Consider the following 11,141-nt stretch of genomic DNA (forward strand, 5'->3'; position numbering starts at 1 on the left):
TCGCACCGATCACGTCGTGCACGAAGGAGAGCCATTCATGGACCGATTCAGGCGCGCATCGGCGGCCGCCCTGCTGACAGCGGTGGCACTGGCCGGCGCGGTGGGCGGGGCCGCGGCGTCGTCCGGTGTCCCCGCACCGCCGTCCGGGGAGCGCGCGCAGGACCTGGCGACGCGGCCGGCCCTCTCCGCCCACTCGACCGCGCGCACCGTCGCGGCCTGGGAGGAGTTCCGCGTCCACGGCTCAGCCCGCAACGTCGGCGCCGGCACCCCGGTCACCCTTCAGCAGAAGCAGGGCAAGCGCTGGGTGTCCCTGCCCGCCACGATGAGGACGGCCCGCAGCGGCGAGTACACCCTGCGCGTGAAGCTCGGCATCAAGGGGGAGAACGCCCTCCGGATCGTCGGCGGCGGCGCCGTCTCCCCGGTCGTCCGTACGACCGTGAACTGAGCGCCCTCCCCTCCTGCCCCACGCACTCCGGCCGGCCCGCGAAGAAGCGGGCCGGCCGGAGTGCGTGGGGGCCGGAACTTCAGCCCTCCCAGGTCCAGTCGGCCACCTCGGGCAGGTCCGTCCCGTGTTCCCGGATCCAGGCGTGGTGCCGGGTGCGTACGTCCGCCATCGCCTGCCGTACGGCGACGGCGCGGACCCCCAGTCCGGGCACCCGGTCGACCACGTCCATGACGAGCCGGTAGCGGTCCAGGTCGTTGCGGACCACCATGTCGAAGGGCGTGGTGGTGGTCCCCTCCTCCTTGTAGCCCCGGACGTGCAGATGGGCGTGGCCCGCGCGCCGGTACGCCAGACGGTGCACCAGCCAGGGATAGCCGTGGTAGGCGAAGATCACCGGCTTGTCCCGGGTGAACAGCGCGTCGTACTCGGCGTCCGGCATGCCGTGCGGGTGCTCCTCGTGGGGCAGCAGCCGGGTCATGTCGACGACGTTGACCACGCGTACGGCGAGCTCCGGGAGGTGACGCCGCAGCAGCCCTGCCGCGGCGACGGTCTCCAGGGTGGGTACGTCCCCGGCGCAGGCCAGCACGACGTCGGGCTCGCGCCCGCCGTCCTCGGTGCCGGCCCACTCCCACACCCCGGCGCCCCGGGCACAGTGCGCGCGGGCCTCGTCGAGGGTGAGCCAGTCGAAGCCGGGCTGCTTGCCTGCGACGATCACATTGACGTAGTCGCGGCTGCGCAGCACGTGGTCCGCGGTGGACAGCAGCGTGTTGGCGTCCGGCGGCATGTAGACCCGGACGACCTCGGGGCTCTTGTTGAGGATGTGGTCGACGAAACCGGGGTCCTGGTGCGAGAAGCCGTTGTGGTCCTGGCGCCAGACATGCGAGGTGAGCAGGTAGTTCAGGGAGGCGATGGGCGCCCGCCAGTGCAGCCGGCGCGAGGTGCGCAGCCACTTGATGTGCTGGTTGACCATCGAGTCGACGATATGGGCGAACGCCTCGTACGAGGAGAACAGTCCGTGCCGCCCGGTCAGGAGGTATCCCTCCAGCCAGCCCTCGCAGAGGTGTTCCGAGAGCACCTCCATCACCCGGCCGTCGCGGGCCAGGTGCTCGTCGGTCGGGAGCACCTGGGCCTGCCAGGCCTTTCCGGTGGCTCCGTAGAGGGCGCCCAGCCGGTTGGACTCGGTCTCGTCGGGGCCGACCACGCGGAAGTCCCGGCGGCCGGCGGTGGCCGCCATGACGTCCCGCAGCAGTCCGCCCAGGACCCGGGTGGGTTCGTGCAGGACGGTGCCCGGGGTGTCGACCCGCACCGCGTGGTCCTCCAGCGGGGGGATCGGCAGGTCACGCAGGAGCTGTCCGCCGTTGGCGTACGGCGTCGAGCCGAGGCGGGCGGCGCCCTCGGGGACGCACTCCAGGACCTGGGCGGTGGGCCGGCCCTCGGAGTCGAAGAGTTCCTCGGGCCGGTACGAGCGCATCCACTCCTCCAGCTGGCGCAGATGGCCGGGGTCGTCCCGGACACCGGGCAGCGGGACCTGGTGGGCGCGCCAGGTGTTCTCGACGGGGAGCCCGTCCACCACCTCCGGGCCCGTCCAGCCCTTGGGGGTGCGCAGCACGATCATCGGCCATCGCGGCCGTACGGTCGCGCCCTCGGAGCGGGCGGCGCGCTGGTATGCGTCGATGCGGTCCACGGCGAGGTCGAGGGCGGCGGCCAGCGCGCGGTGGACCGTGGCGGGCTCGTCCCCTTCGACGTACAGGGGGTCGTGGCCGTATCCGCGCAGGAGCGCGTCGAGTTCGTCCTCGGGCAGCCGGGCGAGGACCGTCGGGTTCGCGATCTTGTATCCGTTGAGGTGGAGGATCGGCAGGACGGCCCCGTCGTGCACCGGGTCGAGGAACTTGTTCGAATGCCAGGAGGCGGCCAGCGGTCCCGTCTCCGCCTCTCCGTCCCCGACGACACAGGCGACCAGCAGTTCGGGGTGGTCGAAGGCGGCGCCGTAGGCGTGGGTGAGCGCGTAGCCCAGTTCGCCGCCCTCGTGGATGGAGCCGGGTGTCTCGGGGGCGACGTGGCTGGGCACACCGCCGGGGAAGGAGAACTGCTTGAACAGGGCTGCCATTCCGGCGCGGTCGCGGCTGATGTCGGGGTACGTCTCGGAGTAGCTGCCCTCCAGCCAGGAGTTGGCGAGGACGGCGGGGCCGCCGTGGCCCGGCCCCCAGACGCAGAGGGCGGGCCGGTTCCGTGTCTTGACGATCCGGTTGAGGTGGGTGTGGACGAGGTTCAGCCCGGGTGAGGTGCCCCAGTGGCCGAGCAGCCGCGGTTTGATGTGCTCGGGGGCCAGCGGCTCCTCCAGCAGGGGGTTGGCCATCAGGTAGATCTGGCCGACCGCGAGGTAGTTGGCGGCGCGCCAGTGGGCGTCGAGCGCCTCGGTCTCGGCGTCGGACAGGGCTGAGGCCCCGGAGGGTGTGCGGGCGTCGGTCATGAAGCGTCTCCCTGGGGCAAGGCTGGCTGCGTACGGTCTAGATGTTTTGACCCGCAGGGTTGTTCACGCGTCCGAGCCGGGGCCGTACCAGACGGTGGTGGCGTTGCAGAACTCGCGGATCCCGTGTCCTGCCAGCTCGCGCCCGTAGCCGGAGCGCTTCACACCGCCGAAGGGCAGCGCGGGGTGGGAGGCCGTCATGCCGTTGAAGAAGACCCCGCCTGCCTCCAGGTCGCGTACACAGCGGTCCATCTCCCCCGCGTCGCGCGTCCAGACGTTGGAACTGAGACCGAAGGGGGTGTCGTTGGCGAGGTCCACGGCCTCGTCCAGGTCCGCCACCCGGTAGAGCGTCGCCACCGGGCCGAAGGTCTCCTCGCGGTGGATGCGCATGTCCGGGGTGATGCCGGTGAGCACGGTGGGCTCGTAGAACCAGCCGCGGTCCAGCCCAGCGGGCCGTCCGCCGCCGCACAGCACGGTGGCGCCCTTGGCGAGGGCGTCCTCGACGAGTTCCTCGAGGTCGGCGCGGCCCTGTTCGCTGGAGAGCGGCCCGACGTCGGTGGACTCCTCCAGCGGGTCGCCGACGGTCAGGGCGCGCATCCCGGCCGTGAAGCGCTCGGTGAACGCGTCGTAGGCGTCCGTGTGGACGATGAAGCGCTTGGCCGCGATACAGGACTGGCCGTTGTTCTGGACGCGGGCGGTCACGGCGGTGTCGGCGGCCTTCTCGACGTCCGCCGAGGGCAGGACGACGTAAGGGTCACTGCCGCCCAGTTCCAGCACGGTCTTCTTCACCTCGTCGCCCGCGACGGAGGCGACCGAGCGGCCGGCCGGTTCGCTGCCGGTGAGCGTCGCGGCGGCGACCCGCGGGTCGCGCAGGACCGCCTCGACGGCGCCCGAGCCGATGAGGAGCGTCTGGAAGACGCCGGCCGGGAATCCGGCCCTGGTGAACAGGTCCTCGATGTACAGGGCGGTCTGCGGCACGTTCGACGCGTGCTTGAGCAGGCCGGTGTTGCCGGCCATGAGGGCGGGCGCGGCGAAGCGCATGACCTGCCAGAGCGGGAAGTTCCACGGCATCACGGCGAGCACGACGCCGAGCGGCCGGTAGTGCACCCGGGCGCGGGTGGCACCGGAGTCCTTGACGTCGGCCTCGTCGGGGTGCTCGTCGGCGAGCAGGCGTTCGGCGTTGGCCGCGTACCAGCGCATGGCCTTGGCGCACTTGGCGGCCTCGGCGCGGGCGGCCTTGACCGGCTTGCCCATCTCGGTAGTCATGGTGCGGGCGATCTCCTGCTGGTCCTCGTCGAGGAGATCGGCGGCCCGGTTCATCAGGCGGGCGCGCTCGGCGAAGGTCGTGGTGCGGTGGTCGTGGAACGCGCGGTGCGCGGCGGCGAGCCTGCGCTCGGTCTCCCGCTCGTCCAGCGCGTCGAATGTCCTGAGCGTCTCGCCGTTCGCGGGATTGACCGTCGCGATGGGCATGGCAGTGCCTCCTAGCGTTGTTCTTCGACCGTGCCGCGCCACGCCCCCGCGCGCAACGCGACCCTCACGCACACGTACCCGGCCGGCGCGGATCATGCGTGCCGCGGGCACGCCGTCCGCACCGGCCGGGGCCGGCAGAGCTGTCGGTCACACGAGTTCGGCGACCGGGCCGCTGAGGAACGTACGTCCGCCGGGGAGCGGGGTACGCGGGAGCAGCCCGGTGGTACTCGGCGACTCGGCGTAGCGCGTGAACCACACGACCTTGCCGTCGGTGGTCCGGCAGGTGCCCCAGCTGTCGCTGAGGGCCATGACGCGGCTGAGGCCGCCGCCACCGCCGTCGAGCAGCCGGGGCATCCGGGAATCGTCGTCGGCCACGGACACCGTCAGGTGCCGGCCGCTCCAGCGGAGTTCGACGACGCAGTGGTTGTCGTCGCCGACGTGTCGCTGGACGTTCGTCAGGAGCTCCTCCGCCGCCCGGCACACGGGCCGGACGTGCAGATCGAGACTCCAGTGACGAAGGTGTGCGGCGACTATGCGCCGCAGCTGGGAAATGCGCTCTGCCGACACCTGCAGTTCGACCAGATAGTGCCGGTCGAGTGGAACGGTCATCGTCGAGGCTCCTCACCGCGAGGCCCACATGCTTCACCTCGTTTGAACCAACGACCCCCGAACACGAAGCGTGAGCAGTAATCACTTCTGGGTCACTCATCAGGGTGACCCGACGGGGCCGCTTGCGCAACCGAAGGGGCCGGCACCGGGCGTCACGGCAGGTAGGGCAGCAGTTTGTCCGGGGTGAGGGGCAGTTCGCGCAGCCGGGCGCCGGTGGCGTGCCGTACGGCGTTCCCGATGGCGGCGGCGGTCCCGACGATGCCGATCTCGCCGATGCCCTTGCTCCCCATGGGGTTGAGGTGCGGGTCGTCCTCGTCGATCCAGTGCGCCTGGATGTCGGGGACGTCGGCGCAGGACGGTACGTGGTACGAGGCCAGGTCGCTCTCGGTGAAGTCGCCGAAGGCCGGGTCCATGGTGCTGCCCTCGGTGAGGGCCATCCCGAGCCCCATGACCATGCCGCCGATGAACTGGGATCGTGCCGTACGGGAGTTGAGGATGTGTCCGGCGGCGAACACCCCGAGCAGCCGGCGCACCCGGACCTCGCCGGTGAGGGAGTCGACGGCCACCTCCGCGAAGTGGGCGCCGAAGGCGTGCCGGGCGTACGGGGACTCCTGTGCGGTCTCCTCGCCGGTGTCGGCGGTGACGGTGACGCCCTCCGGCGGGATCGGTCCGGTGTGCCCGTCGAGCCGGCGTACCAGCGCGGTGGCGGCCTTGTGGACCGCGGAGCCCCAGGAGGCGGTGCCGGAGGAGCCGCCCGCGACGGGGGCGGGGGGCAGATCGCTGTTGCCGATGTCGACCGTCACGTTCTCCTGCGGCGTGTCCAGGACCGAGGCGGCGATCTGCGCGAGGACGGTGCGGGCGCCGGTGCCGATGTCGGTGGCGTTGACCCCGATCCGGTAGGAGCCGTCGGGAGCGGCCTGCGCGGTGGCAGCCGCCTTCGAGACGAGGACGGGGTACGTGGCCGAGGCGACGCCCGTGCCGAGCAGCCAGGGGCCCTCCTCGCGGGTGGCGGGCTGCGGGTCCCGGTCGTACCAGCCGAAGCGGCGGGCTCCCTCGCGCAGGCAGGCCGTGAGGCCGCGGCTGCTGAACGGGCGCCCGCTGTCGGGTTCGGTCTGCGGTTCGTTGCGCAGCCTCAGCTCGACGGGGTCGAGCCCGAGGGCGTTGGCCAGTTCGTCCATGGCGGACTCCAGGGCGTACATGCCCGAGGCCTCCCCCGGCGCGCGCATCCAGGACGGGCTGGGCACGTCGAGCGCCACCACCCGGTGCTCGGTGCGGCTGTGGGGCGAGGCGTACATGATGCGGGCGGGCACGGCGGCCTGCTCGACGAACTCCTTGATCCGCGAGGTGTGGGTGGCGATCTCGTGGGAGACGCTGGAGAGCACGCCGTCGCGGTCGGCGCCCAGGCGTACCCGTTGCAGGGTGGGCGCCCTGTGTCCCACGACCGCCGCCATGTACCGCCGGGGCAGGGAGAGCTGGACCGGGCGGCCGGTGTGCCGGGCGGCCATCGCGGCGAGGACGGCCTGGGGGCGGGGGGTGCCCTTGGAGCCGAAGCCGCCGCCGACGTGCTCGGAGATGACGGTGATGCGGTCGCGGTCGAGCCCCAGGGCCTTGGCGAGGCTCTCACGCACGGCGGTCGAGCCCTGGCTGGAGTCGTGGACGGTCAGATGCCCGTCGGCCCACCGGGCGGTGGAGGCGTGCGGTTCCATGGGGTGGTTGTGCAGCCCGTGCAGCGTGTAGGTGGCGTCGATCCGCACGGGTGCGGCGTCGAAGGCGCGCATGGCGTCACCGCGTTCGCGCAGGGCCGGGTAGCCGCCGTTGGCCTCCTCGGGGGTGTAGAGGCCGGGGTGGTCGGCGGTGAGGACGACGTCGTGCCCGGTGGTGGCGTACTCGACGTGCACGGCCTCCGCACCGGCCCGGGCGGATTCCAGGCTCTCCGCGAGGACGAGGGCCACGGGCCAGCCCCGGTGCGGAACCCGGTCGTCCTGGAGCACGGCGAGGATCGGGTCGTCGGGCTCCTTCAGCCGTGGCGCGTTGTCCTGGGTCAGGACGGTGTGCACCCCCGGCACCGCGAGCGCGTCGGCGGTACGGATCGCGGTGACGCGCCCGCTCGCCACGGTGGCCGGGACGACCCAGCCGTACAGACAGCCCGGCGTGGTGTGTTCCGCGGCGTACCGGGCGGTGCCGGTGACCTTGTCCCGGCCCTCGCGCCGGAGTACGGGCGCGCCCAGCGCCCGGGTGGTGTCGCTCATGACGGACGTCCTCGGTCTCTCGGGGGGTGTGCGGGGCGACGGCGGGTCAGGCGGGCGGCGCGAGGCCGGCGAGTTCGGCCAGGGCGCCGACGGCCAGCCGGTGGGCCAGGTCCACCTTGAAGCCGTTGTCGCGCAGGGGCCGGGCCGTGGCGAGTTCGGCGCTCACGGCGCGTGCGAAGGTCTCCTCGTCCGCGGGGGCGCCGCGCAGCACGTCCTCGGCCACCCGGGCACGCCAGGGCCGGGGCGCGACTCCGCCGAAGGCGAGGGCGGCCCGCTCGACCCGGCCGTCGCGCACGCTCAGCACGGCAGCGACGGAGGCCAGGGCGAAGGCGTACGAGGCGCGGTCGCGGGCCTTGCGGTACAGGGAGGTGGCGGCGGGCGGCGGCAGCACCACCTCGGTGATCAGCTCGCCCGGGCGGATCACCGTGTCCTGGTCCGGGTTGTCGCCGGGCAGCCGGTGGAAGTCGGTCACGGGCACGGTCCGCTCGCCCTCGGGTCCGTGCAGCAGGATCGCGGCGTCGAGCGCGGCGAGGGCGACCGCCATGTCCGAGGGGTTGGTGGCGACGCAGTCCTCGGAGTGGCCCAGCACCGCGAGATCGCGGTGTGCGCCCTCCCTGGCCGGGCAGCCGGAGCCGGGCAGCCGTTTGTTGCAGGGCTTGGAGACGTCCTGGAAGTACGGGCACCGGGTGCGCTGGAGCAGGTTCCCGCCGGTGGTGGCGGTGTTGCGCAGCTGCCCGGAGGCGCCGGCCAGCAGGGCCTGCGACAGGGCGGGGTAGCCGCTCCGTACGCCGGGGTGGGCGGCCAGGTCGCTGTTGCGCACGGTGGCGCCGATCCGGAGACCGCCGTCGTCGGTCGGTTCCACCCGGTCCAGCGGCAGCCGGCTGACGTCGACGAGCAGGCCGGGCGACTCGACGCCGAGCTTCATCAGGTCGACGAGGTTGGTGCCGCCGCCGAGGAACCGTGCGCCGGGATGCCCGGCGCCGGCGCGGACGGCTTCGGCAACGGATGCGGGGCGCAGATAGGCGAAGGGTCTCACGGGGCCACGTCCTCGATCGCCTCGACGATGTGCGGGTAGGCACCGCACCGGCAGAGGTTGCCGCTCATGCGCTCGCGGATCTCGTCCGCGTCCAGCGCGACCGGTCCCCCGGCGGCGAGCACCGCCCGGGGGGTGGCGTGCGAGGGGAAGCCGTCCTCGGCCTCACCGAGCATGCCGGCGGCCGAGCAGATCTGCCCGGGGGTGCAGTAGCCGCACTGGAGGGCGTCCCTCTCCAGGAACGCCGACTGCAGCGGGTGCAGCCGGTCGCCCTCGGCCAGCCCTTCGACGGTGGTGATGTGGGCGTCCTCCTGGGCGACGGCGAGCAGGAGACAGCTGTTGGCGCGCCGGCCGTCGACGAGCACGGTGCACGCTCCGCACTGTCCGTGGTCGCAGCCTTTCTTGGCGCCGGTGAGTCCGAGGTGCTCCCTCAGGGCGTCCAGCACGGTGGTGCGGTGATCGAGTGTCAGGGTCCGTGCCGTGCCGTTGACGTACAGGGTGAAGGTGGAACAGTCGTCGGGAGTCGGCACCTGGGCCGCTTCCGCGTCGACGGTCCCCGGGGTGGCGTTCATCTGCGCATTACCTTCCGGGTTCGGGTCGTACGGGCGTCACGCGGGCCGGTGGCTCTCCAGCCTCAGGCGGATCTCCTGCTCCTGGTCGCCGGCGGCCGTGCCGACGAGCCGGACGGTGAAGGCGTCGGCCAGGTGCTTGCGGAGGCGGTCGACCGCCCAGTAGCCGCCCTGGGCCTCGACCATCACCGGCACGGAGAGCCGCGAGGGCCCCGGGCCGGTCTTCGTCTCGGAGACGTCGACGGTCGCGGTCCACACGGTGGGGCGGGTGTCCGACGCGTCCTCGGGGGTGTCGCCCGCCGGGCGGTCGGAGACGAACGAGCGGCGCAGCACGTCGAACACGGTGCGTGCGTCCTCCTTGGGGCAGCCCGTCACCGCCACCACGACATCGCCGCTCTCCTGGTGTTCCTGTGTCTGTTCCCGCGTGCTGTTCACCACTGGATTCCTTTCACTGGGAGCGCTGTGCGCGCTGCTCGGCGGCCTCGCGCTGGGGGCCGACCGTGTGGGCGGGGTCCTCTGCGGAGGCGATGCCCGCCGCGAAGATCCCGAAGCGTGTGCAGACCGATCCGGCGAGCAGCGCGAGGCCCGCGCCGACGGCGACGGGACGGCTGCGGTGGCCGAGGAGGAGGGCCGCCGCCGCTCCGGCCGCGGTGAGCCCGCGTGCCGTGCGCAGCAGCGCTCCGGCCCGGCCCTCGCGGCAGGTCACCGCGACGGTGCCGAGGCGCCGCTCCATGGCGTGGGTCGCGGCACCGTCGGCGACGGCGGCGAGTACGCAGGCGTAGCGCGCCGGGGTGTTCTCGTGCGGTGGCCCGGTGGCCAGTGCCATTCCGGCGGCAGCGGCGGTGGCCGACGCCGCGAAGAGGTAGGGGAGTTCACGGTGGGCGCCGTGCCACGCGGGTACGGCGGTGTCGGCGGCCAGGACCGCGGTGTACGTCGCCAGGGCGGGCCCGAGCACCGCGGCGGCCGTGGTGGCGGCCACGCCGGTCCTGGGCAGCCGTCCCGTTACCGCGGTGAGGGCGGCGGCACCGGCGGCCGGCCCGTAGACGGAGAGCAGCCAGGAGCCCATGCTCATCGGGGAGGTCGGCTTGAAGACGCGCAGCATGTGCGAGAAGCGCGACGGACGGCCGAGGTCGTGGACGAGCGCGGCGGCGGAGAGACTGACGGCGGCGAGGGAGGACACCTTCAGGGCCTTGGCCGTGGTGGCGCGGCCGGTCAGCTGGGCTCCGGCGGCGACGACGGACCCGGCGCCCGCGAGGCCGCCGAGGAAGAAGTAGCCGGCGATGTCCTGGGCGGACCACGACGGTGCCTTGATGACGGGGCGTCCGTAGTAGGACACGGGCTCCTCACGGCGGGGTTTCTGCCTGCTGGTCGTGCCGCTGGTCATGTCCGGCCGCTCCTTCGGGTGAGTGCGGGAAGGGCGAAGGACAGGGCCGCGCCCGTGACGAGTGACAGTGCGGCGATGCCCGCGTGACGCCACATGGCGGCCAGGTCCCGGGTGGTGACCACGGGGTCCGGAGGCAGCCCGTACACCTCGGGTTCGTCCATGAGGAGGAAGAACGCCCCGTCCCCTCCGACCCCGTTGTCCGGTTCGTGGCCGTACAGCCGTGCCTCGGTGACTCCGGCGTCGTGCAGCTGCTCCACCCGCAGTGCGGCGCGCTCCCGCAGTTCGTCGAGCGGGCCGAACTGGATGGACTCGGTGGGACAGGCCTTGGCGCAGGCGGGTTCCTGCCCGGCGCCCAGGCGGTCGTAGCACATGGTGCACTTGAAGGCCCGGCCGTCCGTGGGGCGCTGCTCGATGACCCCGTACGGGCAGGCGGGCACGCAGTAGCCGCAGCCGTTGCAGATGTCCTCCTGGACGACGACGGTGCCGAACTCCGTGCGGAACAGCGATCCGGTCGGACAGACGTCCAGGCACGCGGCGTGGGTGCAGTGCTTGCAGACGTCCGAGGACATCAGCCACCGCACGCCCGCCCCGTCGTCCTCACCCGCCCCGGGCGTCCCGGAGTCCGGTGCGAGGAGCGGCAGTTCGGTGCGTCCGGCGGGCACGGGCTGCTCGATGAAGGCGACGTGCCGCCAGGTGGAGGCGCCCAGGCCGACGGTGTTGTCGTACGACATGCCGGTGAGCGACAGCCCGTCCTCGGGGAGGGCGTTCCACTCCTTGCAGGCGACCTCGCACGCCTTGCAGCCGATGCAGACGGAGGTGTCGGTGAAGAAGCCGACGCGCGGCGGGGCGTTCTCGTGCCCGGCGTCGCCCGCCGGGTCGGGCTCGGGCCCGCTGAAGAGGTCGTTCCCCATGATGTCC

General features: G+C 72.9%; 10 protein-coding genes. 1 reads left to right on the forward strand and 9 read right to left on the reverse strand.

What is annotated here, in order from left to right; all coding sequences use genetic code 11:
* Positions 1–37: 37 nt before the first annotated feature.
* Positions 38–445 (forward strand): hypothetical protein, encoded by a 408-nt coding sequence (locus JKV81_RS29255; RefSeq protein WP_202078651.1) that lies wholly within the window; start codon positions 38–40, stop codon positions 443–445.
* Between the two features lie 79 nt (positions 446–524).
* On the opposite strand, the gene JKV81_RS29260 is transcribed toward JKV81_RS29255, so the two are convergent.
* From JKV81_RS29260 to JKV81_RS29300, 9 genes are all read right to left on the reverse strand, one after another.
* Entirely contained in the window at positions 525–2,912 is a 2,388-nt protein-coding gene (locus JKV81_RS29260; RefSeq protein WP_202078653.1) for a phosphoketolase family protein, read from the reverse strand.
* Between the two features lie 63 nt (positions 2,913–2,975).
* Positions 2,976–4,379, reverse strand: a complete 1,404-nt coding sequence (locus JKV81_RS29265) for an NADP-dependent succinic semialdehyde dehydrogenase (protein ID WP_202078654.1) — start codon at positions 4,377–4,379, stop codon at positions 2,976–2,978.
* Positions 4,380–4,526: 147 nt separating this feature from the next.
* Positions 4,527–4,988 carry an ATP-binding protein gene (locus JKV81_RS29270; RefSeq protein WP_099171292.1) on the reverse strand — a complete coding sequence of 154 codons (462 nt, stop codon included), beginning with the start codon at positions 4,986–4,988 and terminating at the stop codon, positions 4,527–4,529.
* 152 nt (positions 4,989–5,140) lie between these two features.
* On the reverse strand, positions 5,141–7,237 hold the full coding sequence (locus tag JKV81_RS29275) for a xanthine dehydrogenase family protein molybdopterin-binding subunit (RefSeq protein ID WP_129260527.1): 2,097 nt from the start codon (positions 7,235–7,237) through the stop codon (positions 5,141–5,143).
* A 46-nt stretch (positions 7,238–7,283) separates the two neighbouring features.
* Positions 7,284–8,273, reverse strand: coding sequence for an FAD binding domain-containing protein (locus JKV81_RS29280; protein ID WP_202078655.1), 990 nt, complete (start codon positions 8,271–8,273; stop codon positions 7,284–7,286).
* Entirely contained in the window at positions 8,270–8,842 is a 573-nt protein-coding gene (locus JKV81_RS29285; RefSeq protein ID WP_129260529.1) for a 2Fe-2S iron-sulfur cluster-binding protein, read from the reverse strand. The genes JKV81_RS29280 and JKV81_RS29285 overlap by 4 nt, the downstream gene beginning before the upstream one ends.
* Positions 8,843–8,878: 36 nt before the next feature.
* Positions 8,879–9,274 carry a hypothetical protein gene (locus JKV81_RS29290; RefSeq protein ID WP_099172198.1) on the reverse strand — a complete coding sequence of 132 codons (396 nt, stop codon included), beginning with the start codon at positions 9,272–9,274 and terminating at the stop codon, positions 8,879–8,881.
* A 13-nt stretch (positions 9,275–9,287) separates the two neighbouring features.
* Positions 9,288–10,223 carry an NrfD/PsrC family molybdoenzyme membrane anchor subunit gene (gene nrfD / locus JKV81_RS29295; protein ID WP_129260530.1) on the reverse strand — a complete coding sequence of 312 codons (936 nt, stop codon included), beginning with the start codon at positions 10,221–10,223 and terminating at the stop codon, positions 9,288–9,290.
* Positions 10,220–11,134: a 4Fe-4S dicluster domain-containing protein gene (locus tag JKV81_RS29300; RefSeq protein ID WP_129266819.1), complete on the reverse strand. Its 915-nt coding sequence runs from the start codon at positions 11,132–11,134 to the stop codon at positions 10,220–10,222. The genes nrfD and JKV81_RS29300 overlap by 4 nt, the downstream gene beginning before the upstream one ends.
* Between the last annotated feature and the right edge of the window lie 7 nt (positions 11,135–11,141).

It is taken from the genome of Streptomyces silvae (genome assembly GCF_016745505.1).
Taxonomy (GTDB): Bacteria; Actinomycetota; Actinomycetes; order Streptomycetales; family Streptomycetaceae; genus Streptomyces; species Streptomyces silvae.

What these genes read in the sequence shown, in the direction of transcription:
- JKV81_RS29285 (WP_129260529.1), bottom strand. Translation starts at nt 8,842, where the DNA reads ATGAACGCCACCCCGGGGACCGTCGACGCGGAAGCGGCCCAGGTGCCG.
- nrfD (WP_129260530.1), bottom strand. Translation starts at nt 10,223, where the DNA reads ATGACCAGCGGCACGACCAGCAGGCAGAAACCCCGCCGTGAGGAGCCC.
- JKV81_RS29255 (WP_202078651.1), top strand. Translation starts at nt 38, where the DNA reads ATGGACCGATTCAGGCGCGCATCGGCGGCCGCCCTGCTGACAGCGGTG.
- JKV81_RS29260 (WP_202078653.1), bottom strand. Translation starts at nt 2,912, where the DNA reads ATGACCGACGCCCGCACACCCTCCGGGGCCTCAGCCCTGTCCGACGCC.
- JKV81_RS29270 (WP_099171292.1), bottom strand. Translation starts at nt 4,988, where the DNA reads ATGACCGTTCCACTCGACCGGCACTATCTGGTCGAACTGCAGGTGTCG.
- JKV81_RS29275 (WP_129260527.1), bottom strand. Translation starts at nt 7,237, where the DNA reads ATGAGCGACACCACCCGGGCGCTGGGCGCGCCCGTACTCCGGCGCGAG.
- JKV81_RS29300 (WP_129266819.1), bottom strand. Translation starts at nt 11,134, where the DNA reads ATGGGGAACGACCTCTTCAGCGGGCCCGAGCCCGACCCGGCGGGCGAC.
- JKV81_RS29265 (WP_202078654.1), bottom strand. Translation starts at nt 4,379, where the DNA reads ATGCCCATCGCGACGGTCAATCCCGCGAACGGCGAGACGCTCAGGACA.